The 16,888-nt window shown below is 66.9% G+C and carries 13 protein-coding genes; 7 read left to right on the top strand and 6 right to left on the bottom strand.

The window, feature by feature from the left end; all coding sequences use genetic code 11:
- The first annotated feature begins 127 nt into the window (after positions 1-127).
- Positions 128-1,606, top strand: a complete 1,479-nt coding sequence (locus Q7S93_RS12925) for a calcium-binding protein (RefSeq protein WP_304714303.1) — start codon at positions 128-130, stop codon at positions 1,604-1,606.
- A 365-nt stretch (positions 1,607-1,971) separates the two neighbouring features.
- Here Q7S93_RS12925 and Q7S93_RS12930 read toward each other — a convergent pair whose 3' ends face one another.
- The 6 genes from Q7S93_RS12930 to Q7S93_RS12955 form a co-directional block, all read right to left on the bottom strand.
- Entirely contained in the window at positions 1,972-4,464 is a 2,493-nt protein-coding gene (locus Q7S93_RS12930; protein WP_304714304.1) for a heavy metal translocating P-type ATPase, read from the bottom strand.
- Entirely contained in the window at positions 4,457-5,059 is a 603-nt protein-coding gene (locus Q7S93_RS12935) for a cation transporter (RefSeq protein ID WP_304714305.1), read from the bottom strand. The genes Q7S93_RS12930 and Q7S93_RS12935 overlap by 8 nt, the downstream gene beginning before the upstream one ends.
- Before the next feature lie 5 nt (positions 5,060-5,064).
- Positions 5,065-8,289, bottom strand: coding sequence for an efflux RND transporter permease subunit (locus Q7S93_RS12940; RefSeq protein WP_304714306.1), 3,225 nt, complete (start codon positions 8,287-8,289; stop codon positions 5,065-5,067).
- Positions 8,290-8,300: 11 nt separating this feature from the next.
- Complete coding sequence (locus tag Q7S93_RS12945) at positions 8,301-9,488, bottom strand: efflux RND transporter periplasmic adaptor subunit (protein ID WP_304714307.1); 1,188 nt, start codon at positions 9,486-9,488, stop codon at positions 8,301-8,303.
- On the bottom strand, positions 9,485-10,741 hold the full coding sequence (locus Q7S93_RS12950) for a TolC family protein (RefSeq protein WP_304714308.1): 1,257 nt from the start codon (positions 10,739-10,741) through the stop codon (positions 9,485-9,487). The genes Q7S93_RS12945 and Q7S93_RS12950 overlap by 4 nt, the downstream gene beginning before the upstream one ends.
- Before the next feature lie 427 nt (positions 10,742-11,168).
- Entirely contained in the window at positions 11,169-11,876 is a 708-nt protein-coding gene (locus Q7S93_RS12955) for a cation transporter (RefSeq protein WP_304714309.1), read from the bottom strand.
- A 67-nt stretch (positions 11,877-11,943) separates the two neighbouring features.
- Between Q7S93_RS12955 and Q7S93_RS12960 the strand changes: the two genes are divergently transcribed.
- The 6 genes from Q7S93_RS12960 (at position 11,944) to Q7S93_RS12985 (ending at position 16,874) form a co-directional block, all read left to right on the top strand.
- Complete coding sequence (locus Q7S93_RS12960; RefSeq protein WP_304714310.1) at positions 11,944-12,387, top strand: MerR family transcriptional regulator; 444 nt, start codon at positions 11,944-11,946, stop codon at positions 12,385-12,387.
- 293 nt (positions 12,388-12,680) lie between these two features.
- Positions 12,681-13,028, top strand: coding sequence for a TrbC/VirB2 family protein (locus Q7S93_RS12965; protein WP_304714311.1), 348 nt, complete (start codon positions 12,681-12,683; stop codon positions 13,026-13,028).
- Positions 13,028-13,294 carry a VirB3 family type IV secretion system protein gene (locus Q7S93_RS12970; protein WP_293498093.1) on the top strand — a complete coding sequence of 89 codons (267 nt, stop codon included), beginning with the start codon at positions 13,028-13,030 and terminating at the stop codon, positions 13,292-13,294. Before Q7S93_RS12965 ends, Q7S93_RS12970 begins: the two co-directional genes overlap by 1 nt.
- A gap of 52 nt (positions 13,295-13,346) precedes the next feature.
- The gene (gene trbE / locus Q7S93_RS12975) at positions 13,347-15,821 is read left to right on the top strand and encodes a conjugal transfer protein TrbE (protein WP_304714312.1); all 2,475 of its coding nucleotides are present in this window, start codon (positions 13,347-13,349) and stop codon (positions 15,819-15,821) included.
- Positions 15,821-16,159 carry a hypothetical protein gene (locus Q7S93_RS12980; RefSeq protein WP_304714313.1) on the top strand — a complete coding sequence of 113 codons (339 nt, stop codon included), beginning with the start codon at positions 15,821-15,823 and terminating at the stop codon, positions 16,157-16,159. Before trbE ends, Q7S93_RS12980 begins: the two co-directional genes overlap by 1 nt.
- Entirely contained in the window at positions 16,152-16,874 is a 723-nt protein-coding gene (locus Q7S93_RS12985) for a conjugal transfer protein TrbJ (RefSeq protein WP_304714314.1), read from the top strand. The genes Q7S93_RS12980 and Q7S93_RS12985 overlap by 8 nt, the downstream gene beginning before the upstream one ends.
- The last annotated feature ends 14 nt before the right edge of the window (positions 16,875-16,888 follow it).

Raw genomic sequence — 16,888 nt, forward strand, 5'->3', positions numbered from 1 at the left:
TCCGGCCGGCAAATGATGACGTTGGCGGAACTTCCTGTCTGAAGATGAGTTGCGGACTCGCCTTGCCGTTTTTCAATGGAACGACAGCAAACATTCCCATCGTAGCAATCTTCATCGAGGACGCGCCATGTCACACAAGCTTTCCCATGATTGGAAGGATACGCCCCTCCGGGACTTGGCTAAACAGTACATGGCCGCCGAGGGCTTTACGTTTGACTTCAATGCCGGCCGCGAGCGGTACGACTATCAAGTCTCCGTCGGCGACGAAGGGCGCGACGTCCTCGGTGGAAGAGGCGATCGGGACCACTTCTGGGGTCTGGACGGCGATGACCAGCTCTCCGGCACGCGCCAGAACGACGTGCTCTACGGCGACCAGGGGCGAGATACTCTGAGCGGCGGAGATGGGGCCGATCGGCTCACCGGCGGCAGCGACGGCGATCGCCTCTATGGCGGCGAAGACGCCGACGCTCTGATGGGCGGCGCTGGCGCCGACTATCTCGACGAGGGCGCCGGTCACGGCGATCTCAACGGCGGCATGGGGGATGACACCTTGGTCGGCGGGGCAGGCCCCGACGCCTTCGCCGTGGACCCGACCAGCGGGAACGACGTCATTCGCGATTTCACGGCGGGCCCAGGGATGTTCGACCACCTGGCGCTCCGCGACCTGCGCTGGGAGGATCTGACCTTCGAGGATACCGCCGCCGGCGTTCGCGTCAGCTGGCAGGGCGGCTCGGTGCTGCTGGAAGGCGTGGCGAAGTCGCAGCTCGCCCAGGACGACTTCATGTTCGCCGATACGCCCGACCTGCCGCCGGCGTCGCGCGACGCGACCGCCCCCGCTGCCGAGCGCCCGAGCCCGAGCGTGGAGGGTCCGAGCTTCGGTCACCGCGATCTTCCGGGCGAGCGGTTCGACCAGGCGGCGGACGCCTCCCTTCGCGACGGGGACATCAGCCTCGCCTTCACCGGCGACGAGGCCTACCAGGTAATCGTCGGCGAGCGCCAAGGCGACGCCCTGACCGGCGGCGCCAGCGTTGACAACATCTTCGGCCGAGACGGGGCCGACACCTTGGTCGGCCTGGGCGGCGACGACGTCCTACAGGGCGATGCGGGCGATGACCGGCTCGAAGGCGGCGACGGCATGGATCGCCTGGACGGCGGCATGGGGGCGGACACCCTGGTCGGCGGCGCCATGGTCGACGACGTTATGGGCATGGCCGGCGCCGACTCAATCGACGCCGGGGCCGGTCACGACATGATCGAAGGCGGGATGGGCAATGACACCATCACCGGCGGGACTGGCGCAGACGCGTTTATCGTTGATCCGGATAGCGGCTTCGATGTGATCACCGACATGGAGGTGCGCGGTGAAGCGCAGGGCGCCTTCGATCACCTTGCCTTGCGCGACATCCGGCCAGACCAGGTGACGGTCGTCGACCAAACGGAAGGCGCCTTCGTGTCCTGGAACACCGACCGAGACGCCGACGCCGAAGGCGGTGTTCTGCTGCAGGGCGTCTTCAGGGCGGACCTGCGCCAGAGCGACTTCATGTTCATCGATGAGCCGGGCTTTGTCGCCGGGATCAGCAACGCTGGTTCCGACTGGATCTTCTAAGCGCAAACCGCTCGCCGGAAGGCGAGCGGCTATCGCCACGCCAGCCTCCCAAGAGAGCAACGCGAGCGGCTCCAGCGCGACCACGTTGCCCGGTGATTGAAGCTGAGACGGCCGCGACGAAGTAGGATCCCGTAGTCGATCTTTCCGCCGGGCTTGAGTTCGCCTCGGATGCGAACGGCCTGCGTCCAAGCTCCATACCCTTCGAATTGAGCGAGCGAGTCCCACACCCGCTTGGGGAAGGCGCCCACGTCAATTTTCTTGGCGACTTAAACCATTTTCAGAACCTACACATCGGGCGCTTGTGCGGTCGTAGGCCCGGCGAGAAGATGCTCCGGACCGAGCTGGGGCTGTTGTCTCCCGGAACGCTATCCATGCTGCTTGTCCCGAGTCGCGCTCCCGCCCAGCGCGCCGAGCGACCCTTCGCGATAGGCCAGCAAACGCAGCGCATTCGCCACGACGAGGAGCGTAGACCCTTCGTGGAAGATCACCGCCGCGCCGATCTTCAGGCCGAAGATCGTCGCCGGGATCAGGAACGCGACCATCCCGAGACTGACAAACAGGTTCTGTTTGATGACGGCGCTTGTGCGACGGCTGAGGCCGACGGCAAAGGGCAGCCGCCGCAGGTCGTCGGCCATCAGCGCCACATCGGCGGTCTCCAGCGCGACATCCGAGCCGGCGGCGCCCATCGCCACGCCCACCGTTGCGTTCGCCATGGCTGGCGCGTCGTTGACGCCGTCGCCGACCATAGCCACGCGCCCCTCCTGCTCGCGCATGGTCTTGATGAACTCGACCTTGTCCTCAGGCATGAGGCCGCCGCGCGCCTCCGTCAGGCCGAGCTGCGAGGCGATTGCGTCGGCGACCCCCTGGTTGTCGCCCGACAGCATCACGAGACGCTTCAGACCCAGCCCGCGAAGCTGCGCGATCACCTCCGCCGCGCCTTCGCGCGGCGTGTCCAGGAGACCGAGAACGCCGAGGTAGGCGCCGGCTGAGCGGACAACCATCACGGTGCGACCCGATCTAGCCAGTCGCTCCGCCTCTGAACGCACCTCCTCGGGCACAGGCGGGCCATCGATCGCCTCGAAGAGCTTCAGCTTACCGATGAAGACGTCCTCGCCGCGGTAACGACCTCGGACCCCTTGTCCCGTTATGCTCTCGACGCTCTCGGCTCGACCGGGCGCCGCCGTAAGTGTCTCGGTCGCCGCGGTGACCACGGCGGCGGCCAAGGGGTGGTCGCTCTGCGCTTCGACGGCCGCGGCGATATCAAGGAGCCGTTCCTTGGTCACGCCGATCGCAGGAACCACGTCCGTGACGCGGGGCCGGCCCTCCGTCAGGGTCCCGGTCTTGTCAAAGGCGAGCGCCTTCAGCGTGCCGAGGTTCTCGAGCGGCCCGCCCCCTTTTACAAGCACGCCGCCGCGTCCAGCGCGCGCGACACCGCTCAGCACAGCGCTGGGCACTGAGATGGCCAGGGCGCAGGGGCTTGCGGCCACCAGCACGGCCATCGCTCGGTAGAAGCTCACGCTGAAGGGCTCGTCCACGACGAGCCAAGCGAACATCAGCATCACCACCATCAACAGAACGGCGGGGACGAAGATGCGCTCGAACTTGTCGGTGAATCGCTGCGTCGGCGAGCGCTGAGCTTCTGCCTCAGCGACCATGGTGACCACGCGCGCGAGGGTGGTCTCGCTCGCCCGGCGGGCAACCCTCACCTCCAGAGCCCCTGCCCCGTTGATCGTGCCGGCGAACACGCGGTGGCTGGCCTCCGCGGACTCGAAGGTCGCCTCTTGCGGAGCCGGGCTCTTGTCGACCGGCACGCTTTCCCCAGTCACCGGCGCTTGGTTGACGGCGCTCTCGCCGATGATGACGACCCCGTCAGCCGGCAGGCGCTCATTGGGTCGGACGAGGACGATGTCTCCGACCTCAAGCGCCTCGACCGCAACCTCTTCGATCGCCTCGCCGCGTCTGCGGCTAGCGCGTTCGGGCGCGAGGGCCGCCAGGGCCTCGATCGCCCGTCGGGCGCGGCCCATGGCATAGTGTTCAAGCGCATGCCCGAGGCTGAAGAGGACGAGCAGCAAGGCGCCTTCCGCCCATTCGCCGAGCGCGGCGGCGCCAGCCGCTGCGACCAGCATGAGGGTGTCGATCTCGAACCGGCGCTTACGCAGGTTGTCCACCGCCTCGCGCAGCGTGAAGTAGCCGCCGAAGATGTAGGAGAGGCCATAGAACGCGAGCGGAACAGGGCCGCTGAGGCGGAATGACGCCAGCCAGCCAACCAAAAGCGCGAGCCCGGAAAGCAGGGCGAACACCAACTCGGTGCGCTCGCCGAAGACGCCACCATGCTTGTGGCCATTGCCCTCGCCTGGCTTGTGCTTGTGGCCGGCGTGCTCGTCGCGCGAACCGCCGGCGCCGGCTGAAGCAGGCGCCTGTCCCAGGGCCGCTGCATGATTGTTCAGGTAGGCAGTTAGGGCCGGCTCATCGGTCAAACCACGATCGAACTCGACCACCGCCACGCCGGTAGGCCCCACCTCGGCCCTGACCACGCCACGCACGCCACGCAGATCGTCCGCCAGGCTGCGGGATGCGCGGGCATGCAGCGGTCGCGGTAAGCGAATGGTCGCGTGGCCGAATTTGGCGTCGATGCGCGCCCCTTGCTGCTCGGCGAGCGCTCGAAGCTGCGAAGGAGCGATGAGCGCAGGATCAAAGTGTAAGCATAGGCGGGCGTCCTCCCGGCCATCGACGTGAGCGTCGATTACGCCAGGCCGCCGCTTCAGCACCTGCGTCAGCTCCTCGACGCAGCGCTCGCACGCATCGGCTGCACCGGGGAGTAGGACCGGGATTTCAAGACGAAGCTTTTCCTCAGGCATCGCTGGGCTCCTCTGGCGTTTGTCGCGCCGCTTTCGCCGCGTCCCGGAGGATTTCGACACCTCCCTTCGCGGCAATCATCGCGACCGCAATGCCGACGATCAGGTCGGGCCAAGATCGGCCCAGCCACATGACGAGGGCGCCGGCGACCAGAATGCCGCCGTTGGATGCGAAATCGTTCAGGCTGAAGGTTTCAGCGGCGCGCATGTTCACGTCCTGACTTTGGACGCGGCGCAAGAGCAGAAGACAGGCGAGGTTCACGGCGGCGGCGACCAGCGCCAGAGCCATCATCGTCCAGCCGACAGGCTCAGCGCCGTAGATCCAGCGGCGGCCCACGTCGAGCAGGACGCCTACGGCGAAGATCAGGAGCATGATGCCCGAGATTCGCGCGGCGCGGCGCTTCCAGGCGGCGGCCCGACCCACCGCAAGGAAGCTGATGAGGTAGACCGCCGCATCGGAGCCGTTGTCGACCGCATTCGCCATCAGAGCGCTGGAATCGGCCACCAAGCCCCCAACCCCGAGCGCCGCAAACAGCAGCCCGTTGAGGATCAGCACCACCAGCAACGTCTTGCGCTGCTGGCGATCCTGGGCGGTCAAGGCATTCAATTCTCGATCCCCTCTGCGCCGCGGTGCTTCACCGCCTTGGCGGCGAAGGTCGGCAAGACGAGCAGTGTGAGCGCCGTGGCCATGAGAAGGCCCCCGATCACAACCGTAGCCAGCGGCTTCTGCACCTCCGCCCCGGCGCCGTGAGCCAGCGCCATAGGGATGAATCCCACGATCGCGACAAGCGCGGTCGTGAGCACGGCCCTCAATCGACTCGCGGCCCCCTCGTAGGCGGCCAACTCTGGCGCAAGCCCCGCGTCAAGGCGCTCCCGGATCGCCTGCATCAGGACCAGGCCGTTCAGGGTCGCGACGCCCGAGACCGCAATGAGGCCAACGGCCGCCGAGACGGAGAACGGCATTCCCCTGACCAGCAAGGCCAAGGCTCCGCCGACCAAGGCGAGCGGCACGCAGGCGAAGACCAGTCCTGCCTCGGCGAAGGATCCCAGCGCCATGAACAGCAGAAGCCCGATCAGCACGAACACGACTGGGATCACGAGCCCCAGGCGTTGTTCGGCGCGCTTGAGGTTTTCGAACTGCCCGCCCCAGGTGAGTGAATAGCCGGTGGGCAGTTTCACCTGCTGCTCGACCCTGGCCTGGGCGTCGGCGACGAAGCCGCCAAGGTCGCGACCGCGGACGTTGGCCTGGACCACCATCCTCCGGCTACCGTTGTCGCGGCTGATCTGGTTCTGGCCCTCCGCGATCTGGATGCGTGCGACCGAGGACAGGGGCACAGTCACGCCGCTGGACGTGGTCACAGGCAGGGCCGCCAGGGCCGCTGGATCGTTTCGGGCCTCGTCCGGCAAGCGGACGACCACGTCGAACCGACGATCGCCCTCGAAAATCTGACCGGCCTCGGCCCCACCAATTGCCGCGGAGACGGCTTCGGAGACATCCGCTGCGGCCAGCCCGTAGTTGGCGGCGGCGAACCGATCGACGGTTAGGGTCAGCGTGGGCAGACCGGAGGCCTGCTCGACGCGCACGTCGGCCGCGCCTTCGGTCTGGCGGAGCACATTGGCGACCTGATCGGCGGTCCTCTGTAACTCAACGAAATTGTCCCCGAATACCATGACTGCAAGATCGGTCCGCACCCCGGAAATGAGCTCGTTGAAGCGCAGTTCAATCGGCTGGCTGAACTCGAAGTTGTTGCCCAGCTGTTGTGCGGAAATCTTCTCGATCCGAGCGATCAGATCCTCCTTGGACAGGTTCGGATCGGGCCACTCATCCTTATCCTTCAGCACGATCACGGCGTCGGAGATGTTCGGCGGCATCGGGTCCACGGCCGCCTCCGCGGTGCCGGTCCTGGAGAACATCGTCTCGACCTCCGGCTGCGCCTTGATCGCCTTCTCCAGGGCCATCTGCATCGCCAGTGACTGCTCGAGAGACGCCGAAGGCACCCGCAGGGACTGCATGGCGATGTCGCCTTCGTCCAATGTGGGGATGAACTCACGCCCGAGGGTGCTGAAGGCGATCCCGCCAACGAGGACGGCGCCGAGCGCCGCCGCCAGGACGATCTTGGGACGCGCGACGGCCGCGCGGATCGCCGGTTCGATGCGCTTGCGGGCGAAGCGGAGGACGAAGGTCTCGTGTTCCTCCGCGCGCCCGTATGCATCCATGTGGACCTGCTTCGGGTCCCGAACCAACAGCGCCGTCATTGCCGGCACGAAGGTGAAGGAGAAGATGAACGCCCCCACCAGCGCCAGCATCACCGTGGCGCCCATCGGGACGAAGGTCTTGCCTTCTACCCCTTCCAGCATCAGCAACGGAGTGAACACCAGTAGGATGATCAACTGGCCAAAGGCAGCTGGCTTGACCATCTGCCGCGCGGCGGCCGCGGCGACGCCCAGTCGTTCCTGACGGGTGAGCATACGGCCGAGTTCCCCCCGCCGCTGGCTGAGCATGAGTAAGGTATTTTCAACGACCACCACGGCGCCATCGACCAGCAAGCCGAAGTCGAGAGCGCCGAGGCTCATGAGATTTCCGCTGATCCCGAAGCGGTTCATGCCAATGACCGCGAAAAGGAAGCTGATCGGGATCATCAGCGCCGTGATCGTGGCCGCGCGGATGTTGCCCAGCAGCAGGAACAGCACGACGACGACCAGCAGCGCGCCCTCAGCCAAGTTGCGAGCGACCGTCGTAATGGTCGAGTTGACGAGGTCGCTGCGGTTCAGCACCGGCGTCGCGACGATGCTAGGCGGCAAGCTCGGGCCCACCTCCTCGAGCCGCTCGGCCGCGGCCTGCGCCACGGTTCGGCTGTTCTCACCCGCCAGCATCAAGGCGGTTCCGATTACCGCTTCGTGGCCGTCTCGACTGGCGCCGCCAAGGCGAGGCGCCTGACCCATCTCCACGGTCGCCACGTCCGCGACGCGGACGACAAGGCCGTTGCGATTGACGACAGGCGCTTGCGCCAGGTCGGTCACCGTTTGTGCGAGTGCGTCCGTACGCACAGTGAGCGCCTCGCCCGCGCGCTGGATGAAGCCGGCCCCCGCCTGGGTGTTGGCCCGCTCCAGGGCCTCAATCAGATCGTTCAAGCCAAGCCCATAACTTGCCAGACGGGCCGGGTCGGGGCGAACAGCGTATTCTTTGACGTAGCCGCCGTTCACATCTACGCCCGCGAGCCCCTTGGCCGAGCGCATGCGGGGCGCGATGATCCAGTCCTGGACAGTGCGTAGGTAGGTGGCGCGCTCCTGCGGCGTCGTGAGGAACTCGCCTTCAGGCGTGAGATAGGCCCCGCCTGCCTGCCATCCGGGCTGCCCTACCGCAGCCAAGGTCTTCGGACCAAAGGGCACATAGTCGACCGTCCACATGAGGACCTCGCCGAGCCCCGTCGTGATAGGTGACAGTTCCGGCTCGACTCCTGTCGGCAAGGTCTCCCGCGCCTGCGCCATCCGCTCGGCCACCTGCTGGCGGGCGAAATAGATGTCGGTGTGGTCGGTGAAGATGACGGTGATCTGGCTGAAGCCGTTGCGGCTCAGCGATCGTGTGCTTTGGAGGCCTGGAATGCCCGCCATGGCGGTCTCCAGGGGATAGGTGACCTGCCGCTCCATCTGCTCCGGGGCGAGCGCCGGAGCGACGGTGTTGATCTGCACCTGCCGGTTTGTGATGTCCGGGACGGCATCGATCGGAAGTCTAGTGAGTTCGTAAAGGCCTAGCGCCGACACGAGCGCGGTCGCCAGAACGATGAACCATCGGAAGCGAACGGACGCTTCGATAATTGCTTTGAACATGCGCCTGCTCCCTAGTGGCCGTGCTCGGCCTCGCCCTTGGCCAATTCGGCCTTGAGCAGGAAGGCGTTGGTGGAGACGATGCGTTCGGCGCCGGTGAGCCCGCGCACGATTTCAGTGCGACCGCCCGCTTGGCGTCCGGTCAGGACTTGAGCGGCGCGGAAGCCGCCCTCGACCTGCACGAAGACGACGGAATTGCCCTCGACGGTCTGGACCGCCTCGCTCGGCACAGTGAGGCCGCCGCTTTCGCCGCCGGTCACGAGGGCCCCGGTGACGGGGGACCCCGCCGGGGGAAGGCTCGCGCCTTCGGGCCGCGCACGGATCACCGTGGCGCCGCTTTCTCCCGAGCCTGCATTGGCCGCGACGCCGGTAACGACCGCGTCGAACTCGCCTGTCTGAGCGGTGATCCGCATCCGCGCGCCCGCCCGCGTCTGCGCGGCGAGTTGCGGCGGCGCATTGAAGACCAGCTCGACCCGCGCCGGGTTGGTCACTTCGGCGATGACGCCGCCTTGGGTGACATAGCCGCCGGGTCCGACCTGCACGGCCGTTACGACACCGCCGATGGGCGACGAGACGCTCGTTCGCCCTGAGGCGTTCGGAGAACCAGCGACAGCCACCCTAGCCCGCGCAGCGCGTGCTGTGGCCTCGGCGCTGAGCGCTTGGGCCTGGGAGCTCTCCACCTCCTGTCGCGCCACTATGCCCTGGGTGCCGAGATTGCGATCTCGCTCGTAGGCGCGCCGCGCCGCGTTCGCCGCAGCCGCCGCCGCGTCGGCGTCGGCGCGCAACGTGGCGGCGTCACCACTGACGAGGACCGCGAGGGCCTGGCCCGCTCGGATGCTTTGCCCCGGCGCCACAAGAACCCGCTCAACGCGCCCGCCGACGCTCGCCCCAACGCTGGCGCGGGCATCAACCATCGGCTCCACGCGCCCGGAAATGCGTGTTTCGGCGCCACCGCCGCGACCCACCGCGACGACGGCGAGGCCCGACGCCCGAACCTGCTCCGGCGTAAGCTTGACAACGCCCTCAGACGCCTCGGCGGCCTCGCCCTCTCCGTGCGACTCCCCTTCGGCATGTTCGTCGGCCGCCTCGACGGCGGGGGGAGCGTCGCGATTGATCAATGCCGACAACCCGAAACCGCCGGCTGCGGCGACAAGGGCGATGGCGGCTACTGCGCCATAAAGACGCGTCTTATCCTGCTTCATTGGGAGTCTCCGGACCCGGCAACGCCGCTCATCCGAGCCAGGGCTGCCTGCGCGCTTACCCGCTCACTGGCGGCGGCGATGGTTTGACCGCGCGCATCCGTGAGCGCGCGTCGTGCAACAAGAAGTTCGGCGAGACTCAGCTTCCCGCCTTCGTAGCCGATGCGTGTGAGGCGGTAGGCCTCCTGCGCGGCTCGCTCGCCCTCCCGCGCGGCGGCGAGCCGCGTTTCTGCGGCAGCCGCACGGGCTGTGCTTGCGCGAACCGTCGCCTCGGCGTCGAACCGCGCCGCATTCAGACGGGCCTCCGCGGCGGTGACTTCCGCCTGGACCGCGCGGACGTTCCCCCGATTGCGATCGAAGAGTGGCAGAGGGACCGACACCCCGGCGATGAATGCTGACGCATCGGAATTCTCGAACCGTCGGAAGCCCACCGAGACATTCACGTCGGGAACGGCGCGCCGACGCTCCAAGGCGAGGCGCCGCCGTGCCGCCTCACGCTCAGCTTGCGCCACGAGATAGCCCGGCGCGGTAGATGCGACGGGCGAGATGGCGGAACGCGGCGGCGTTCCGTCCAGCAGGCTAACGGGGATCGACGTGATTGGCGCCGCCGATCCCGAAAGCGCCGTAAGGTTAGCGAAGGCTGTCGCTCCCGCCGCCTGAGCCTCCTCGACCGTGGCGCGGGCCGCCTGGACTGCAGCCTCCGCCTGAATACGCCGCAACTCAGGTTCGCGGCCTTGTTCGACGAAGGCGCGCGCGATGCGGGCATCCTCCTCCGCGAGCCCGAGCGCTTCCTGTGCGAGCACAAGTCGCCGATCGCTGGCCTCGGCTTCGGCGTATGCCACCGCAAGATCGAATCTGAAATCGACCTGGGCGCGCTGGGCGCGCTGACGGGCGGCTTCTACCTCCCCCTGCGCCGCGGAAACCCTGGCGGAACGCTTGCCGCCGAGTTCCAAGGTCTGAGAAATCGACGCCGTCGTCTCAGCTTGGCTAATGCCGCTGTACGGCCCAGACCCGGAAAAATTCTCGATTTCCAGGCCCACAGTCGGATTAGGACGCACGCCCGCCTGCTGTGCCAACCCTTCGGCTCGCGCGATGTCGGCGCGGGCTTCCGCCAAACGCGGCGCGGTCTCCTGCGCCTGTCGGAGTAGGTCGGTAAACGCTGGGGCGGGCTCGGCGACGCCGACGCCTGCCGACAGCCCCAAGGCGACGAGCCCCGAGGCGGCCGCCAACAGCGGCCTTCGATTATGGGTGAACACGGTCTTCCTTCTCGCTTGTGACGACGGAGTGCGCGCGTGCGCGCGTCGGTCGTCAGCCGCGAGGCGGTCGTTTCAGTCCGAAGTGGGGATCGGTCTTACGCACAGCGGTGCGCCCCAGGACGTGCTTGGCGCTAGGCAAGTCTGCGCCAACGCCGCCCACACCTTCGATCGGCACAAAGGGTGCAAAGTGGTGACAATGACCATGGATGCAGACATCCGCCGGTGCGCTGCCGTGGTCATCCAATGGCGCGGTCACCGTTTCACCGGCTGCGGTCGTGATTTCGGCCGCCGCTGCGCCGGAATTCAGATCGTTACCGCAGATGAGGGAGTCGACGCTCGGTCCTAGCGAAAGCACAGCGACGAGCAAGGCGGCTGCTAGCCACCGTAGTGCTCCGGACCATGCTGAAGGACTCGCCATCGCCCTGCCCTATACGTGTTCCGCACTGTGGCGGGAATGCGTTACATAGTTACGCAAATCCGCGCCGGCCGGAACGGCTCGGAGTTCCTTGCGCGCCTGACTGGAGATCTGCCACGCCGAGCGCAGGAAGACCGCCGCCAGCAGAACACCGACGAGAAGGTCCGGCCACCTCGACCCAGTGACGGTCACCGCAACGCCAGTGGCGGCCACCGCCAGGCACTGGATTAGGTCGTTGCGGGTGCAGAGCCAGACCGACCGCACGTTGGCGTCCCCTTCACGGAAGCGCACGAGCAGCAGCGCAGCGAGCAGATTGGCCGCCGCTCCGAATAGGCCGAGCCCCGAGATGGCGCCGCCTTCGGGCGAAGCGCCCGTGACCGCGCGCCAAACCGCCAGTCCGAGAATGCCCGCCGCCATCAGCGCAAGTGACCCGCTTTTGATGAAGGCCGCGCCCGACCGGACCTGGACGCTTTTGCCGATGGCCCACAAGCTGAGCGCGTAGGTCGCTGCATCAGCCGCGAAGTCTAGGGTGTTGGCCGCCAGCGCCGCCGAGTCGGCGAGCCAGCTGCCGATAGCCACGACGACAAAGCCCACCATGTTGATGACGATGACCGCGCTCAGCGTCCGGCGGTAGGCCAGCGAGGCGCCGTCGAACGCGATGGGCGCGCCGCAGCCGCAACTGCTGGCGGCCGGCTTATCGGAAGTGGAACAGCTCGACATGCCGCGACCCTGCATCCTCTAGTCGCTAGAGGATCAAGGGTCTATTTTATGGAACAAGGAGAATTCCATGATGTCACTCACGATCGGCAAACTCGCGGCGGCCGCCGATGTGAAGGTCCCCACGATCCGCTTCTACGAACAGATCGGCCTCCTACCCGAGCCGGTGCGCACCGTAAGCGACCGTCGGGCCTACGATCCCGCCGCCGTCCGGCGTCTGGCTTTCATCAAGCACGCGCGCCAACTCGGCTTTCCGATCGAGGCGATCCGCACCCTCCTCGATCTAGCCGACCATCCGGAGCGATCATGTGAGGACGCCAACAGCCTCGCCCAGGAACAACTCACCACCGTGGAAACAAAGATCGCCCAGCTCGAGGCGTTGCGCAGTGAGCTGAGGCGCATGGTGGCCGCCGGCTGCCAGGGGATCGCGGGCGATTGCCGTGTGATCGAAACCCTCGCTGATCACGGCCTTTGTGGCCGCGACCACTCAGTTCCTGGTCGGCTATCGTCGTAAGGCCGTTCGCGCGCAGACGAATCAACAGCCCACAGAACTCGGGCGTTTGCCCCAAAGTCGCCCCTTATCAGGCCGAAACAGACCGGCAACACGGGGGAAATGCGCGCGCCTGCCTGCTCGATTCAGGCCGTTCAAGCGTGGCCGCAAGCTCGCCTCTAACGGTTGTAGCTTTACTATAGAAAAAGTTCGAATCGCACCTTTCTAGTCAAGAACGCCCTTGACCTCGCCCATTCCGCGACTCACGGTTGTGACGCCCGGTAAAGGCGGGCGGACGCAATCAAGGGTCAGCTGCGATGAAAAACGCCGGTTCAAGCCTAGTTCGGGGGCGTGCATCGACCGCCCTGGCCCTCGTCGCCGGCGCCGCGGTCCTTTTCGCGGTAAGCCCGGCCTGGGCCGCTGGCGCGGGCACCGCCATGCCTTGGGAAGGCCCGCTCGACACCATCATGCAGTCGCTGTCGGGGCCGGTCGCCAAGGCCGTCGGCATCATCGCGATCGTGCTCACCGGCCTGGGCTTCGCCTTCGCGGAAGGTGGCTCGGCCCTGCGCAAAGGGATCGGCATCGTCTTCGGTCTGGCGATCGCCTTCACGGCCACGACCTTCATCTCGACCTTCTTCAACATGACCGCCGGGGCGGCGTTCTGATGGCCCGGTCCGACGTCGAAGGGTTTGAGATCGCCTTCCACAGCTCGCTGTCGGAACCGGTGACGATCGCCGGCGTGCCGCGCATGATCGCGGTGCTCAACGGCACCCTGACCGCCGTTTTGGCCTTGGGCCTGCAGGTCCCTCTGATCGGCATTCCGCTCGGCCTCGCCATTCACGGCGCCTGCTACTGGCTGAACAAGCGCGACCCCTACTTCTTCGACGCGCTCGGCCGCCACATTCGCCAGAAGCCGTACCTGGACGCCTGACGTGCGCGCTCGGCCTCACCCCTCCCCGCTTTTGGTCTCCTAGAGGTTTGCCGTGCTGTACCTGCGCGAGTACCGGCCCAAGGCTGATCGCCTGTTCGACCACCTCCCCTGGGTGGCCCTCATCGGGCCGGGGCTCGTGCTCAACAAGGACGGCAGCTTTCAGAAGACCCTGGCCTTCCGCGGCCCGGACCTCGCCAGCGCCACCGACGCCGGCCTGGTCGCGACCCGCGCCCAGCTCAACAACGCCCTTCGGCGCCTGGGGTCGCGCTGGTGCCTGCACATCGAGGCGGTCCGGGCCCCGTCCCAGACCTATCCGAGCAGCCAGTTTCCAGACCCCGTGTCGGACCTGGTCGATGAGGAGCGCCGCGAAGGGTTCGAGGCGCAGGAGCGTCACTTCGAAAGCCGCTACTTCCTGACCTTCACCTATCTGCCGCCCGAAGAGGCGATCTCGACGGCCGAAAGCCTGCTGCTGGAAAACGCTCCGTCGGGACGCGGCGCCCAGGGGATGTATCGCGCGGCGCTCAGCGACTTCCTCAGCACGGTCCACCAGATCGCCGACATCCTGACGGCGATCATGCCGGAAGTCGCAGAACTGACCGACGATGAGACCCTGACCTATCTGCACAGCTGCATCTCGACCAAGCGCCATCCGGTCGCCACGCCCGAGACCCCGGCCTACCTCGACGCCTTCCTCACCGACGATGATTTTCAGGGCGGCCTGCTGCCCCGCCTCGGGGGCCAGTACCTGCGCACCCTCTCGGTTCGGGCTTACCCGACCACCTCGTGCCCTGGCCTGCTCGACCGGCTCAATGAGTTGGGCATCAGCTATCGCTGGGTCTGCCGGTATCTGCCGCTGGACAAGGAAGACGCGCGCAAGGCGGTGACCACGGTTCGCAAGCGCTGGTTCGCCAAGCGTAAGGGCGTGATGGCGCTCCTGAAGGAGGCGATCACCCGCGAGCCGTCCCTGCTGGAGGATCCGGACGCGGCGGCGAAGTCCGTCGACGCTGACGCGGCCCTGGCCATCCTCGGCGGCGACTACGCCTCGATCGGCTACTTCACCCCGACCGTCACCTTGATGGACGCCGATCCCGACCGGCTGGCCAACCGCGTCCGAGAGGTCGAGGGCGCCATCAACCGGGCGGGCTTCGTCTGCAAGGTCGAGGACGTCAATGCGGTCGAGGCCTGGATCGGCAGCCTGCCGGGCCAAGCCTATGCCGATCTGCGTCGGCCCTTGGTGTCGTCGCTGAACCTTTGCGACATGATGCCGATGTCGGCCATCTGGCCCGGCCCGACAGTCAACGCCCACCTGTCGGCCGAATGTCAGAAGCGTGGGTATCCTGGCGTTCAGCCGGCGCTGTTGGTCACCCGCACCGCTGGAACCACGCCGTTCCGCTTCGACCTGCACCAGGGTGATGTCGGTCACACGATGATCGTTGGGCCGACCGGCTCGGGGAAATCGGTCCTGCTCAACACCCTAGCCATGCAATGGCTGCGCTATCCCGAAGCCCAGGTCTTCTACTTCGATAAGGGCGCCAGCTCCCGGGCGTCGACACTGCTCGTCGGCGGACAGTTCTATGTCCTGGGCGGCGACCAGAGCGAGCTGGCTTTCCAGCCGCTGGCGCAGATCGACGCTGCCGATGACCGCGCCTGGGCCCAGGAGTGGGTGCAGGACATCGTCGCCGCCGAGGGTGTGCCCATCACCCCGCCCGTCAAGGACGAGATCTGGAGCGGGTTGCGCAATCTCGCCGAGGGGCCGCGGGAACAGCGCACCCTTACCCTGTTGGCCGCCACCATCCAGGACCAGGCCGTCAAGGCGGCGCTCATGCCCTACACGCTCAGCGGCCCCTACGGCCATCTGCTGGACGCCAATCAGAACGCCCTCAAGACCGCCGCTTGGCAGACCTTCGAGATGGCCGAGCTGATGGCCAGCAAATCGGCGCTGGCTCCGGTCCTCACCTACATCTTCCGCAGTCTGGAACGTCGCTTCGACGGCCGGCCGACGCTGCTGGTGCTCGATGAGGCCTGGCTCTTCCTCGACCAGGGCGCCTTCGCGGCCAAGATCCGCGAGTGGCTGAAGACGCTGCGCAAGTTCAATGTCGCCGTAGTCTTCGCCACCCAAAGCCTGGCGGACGTCGCCCGGTCGTCAATCGCGCCGGCGCTGATCGAGAGCTGCCCGACCCGCATCTTCCTGCCCAATCCGGACGCCCAGACGCCGCAGATCACGGCGCTCTATCAGGACTTCGGCCTGAACCCGCAGCAGGTGCGGATCATCGCCAACGCCACGCCCAAGCGCGAGTACTACTATCAATCCACGTCCGGGAACCGGCTATTCGAGCTGGGCCTGGGCGGCGTTTCCCTGGCCGCCGTGGGCTCGTCCTCGCCCGGCGATCAGCAGCTCATCAGCCAACTCCTCGCGGACCATGATCGTGGCGAGTTCGCCGAACGGTTCTTCGCGGCCAAGGGCCAGGCGGATGTGGCCCGCTACCTCGGCGAGCAGCGGCGCGCCGCCTATCCGAGGGTGGCGTGATGGGCGCGCACGAGCTCTCCTTTGCGCCCGCTCATCCGCCTATGAGCCCGAGGGCGTTCGCCCGTCTGGCTTGGCTGAACCGTCACCTTCCGGGCGCGTGGACCGCCTCGCGACGCCGCCGGCGGATTCTGTTCCTGGCCCTGGCGGCGCCCGGCTTCCTCGCGGTCTTCGGCACGACCTACCACCACAATTTCTTCGTCATGCTGGCTGGTTTTGTCTTGTTCGGCGCGGCCGTCGCCTTTCGGGCGGTGTCCGAACCCCTGTTCGTCCAGGCGACAGGCGACGACCTCTTCCCGGCTCCTCATCCCTCGCACCAGAAGGACACTCCCCATGCGTAAGCAGCTCATGGCCGCGGCGGCGATCGTCGCGGTGTCGCTGGGGTTCGGGCCTTTGCCGCCGCAGCCCGCCGCTGCTCAGCAGATCGTCTTCGATCCGCGCGCCGTGGCGCAGGCGGTCCAGCAGGTGCGCCAGGGCCTGTCGCAGATCCAGCAGCTGCAGACGCAGGTCACCAATCAGATGGCGATGCTGCAAAAGCTCGGCACGGACGTGACCGAGCCTTTGGCGCAGATTAACGCCCAGGCAAGCCAGCTCATGCAGCAGGCCCAGGCCATCGGCTACAACAGCCAGAATATCGCCGGCCAGTTCCAGCAGTTCTACCCCGCCAGCTTGTCGGGCCAGAGCTTCGCTCAAATCCAGCAGCGGTTGGCGAGCTGGGAGGCGAACAGTCGGTTGACCTTGCAGGACTCCATGGCCGTGCAGAACCAGCTGGTGAGATCTCAGCGCACGACGGCCGGGGCCGTCAACGGCGCGGTGGCCGCCTCGCAAGGCGCCGCCGGACAAACGGCGGCGATCCAGGCCACCAATCAGTTGCTGGCCGCGCTCAGCAGCCAGCTTCAGGGCCTTCAGACGATCCTGATCGCGCAAGCGAGGACGCAAGAAACAATCCTGGCGCAGCAGCAGGCTGGGGCGGTTGCGGCCCGAGCTGAGACCGAGCGGGCCACGGCTTACACCAAGACTGGGAGTCGGCTGCCGAACATCTCGGATTTCCAATGATGCGGTCCTTGCTT

The sequence above is a fragment of the Phenylobacterium sp. genome (assembly GCF_030646615.1).
Taxonomy (GTDB): domain Bacteria; phylum Pseudomonadota; class Alphaproteobacteria; order Caulobacterales; family Caulobacteraceae; genus Phenylobacterium.

Coding starts and splice junctions, on each gene's coding strand:
- Q7S93_RS12925 (WP_304714303.1), top strand. CDS start 128: ATGTCACACAAGCTTTCCCATGATTGGAAGGATACGCCCCTCCGGGAC.
- Q7S93_RS12930 (WP_304714304.1), bottom strand. CDS start 4,464: ATGCCTGAGGAAAAGCTTCGTCTTGAAATCCCGGTCCTACTCCCCGGT.
- Q7S93_RS12940 (WP_304714306.1), bottom strand. CDS start 8,289: ATGTTCAAAGCAATTATCGAAGCGTCCGTTCGCTTCCGATGGTTCATC.
- Q7S93_RS12945 (WP_304714307.1), bottom strand. CDS start 9,488: ATGAAGCAGGATAAGACGCGTCTTTATGGCGCAGTAGCCGCCATCGCC.
- Q7S93_RS12955 (WP_304714309.1), bottom strand. CDS start 11,876: ATGTCGAGCTGTTCCACTTCCGATAAGCCGGCCGCCAGCAGTTGCGGC.
- Q7S93_RS12960 (WP_304714310.1), top strand. CDS start 11,944: ATGATGTCACTCACGATCGGCAAACTCGCGGCGGCCGCCGATGTGAAG.
- Q7S93_RS12965 (WP_304714311.1), top strand. CDS start 12,681: ATGAAAAACGCCGGTTCAAGCCTAGTTCGGGGGCGTGCATCGACCGCC.
- Q7S93_RS12970 (WP_293498093.1), top strand. CDS start 13,028: ATGGCCCGGTCCGACGTCGAAGGGTTTGAGATCGCCTTCCACAGCTCG.
- Q7S93_RS12980 (WP_304714313.1), top strand. CDS start 15,821: ATGGGCGCGCACGAGCTCTCCTTTGCGCCCGCTCATCCGCCTATGAGC.
- Q7S93_RS12985 (WP_304714314.1), top strand. CDS start 16,152: ATGCGTAAGCAGCTCATGGCCGCGGCGGCGATCGTCGCGGTGTCGCTG.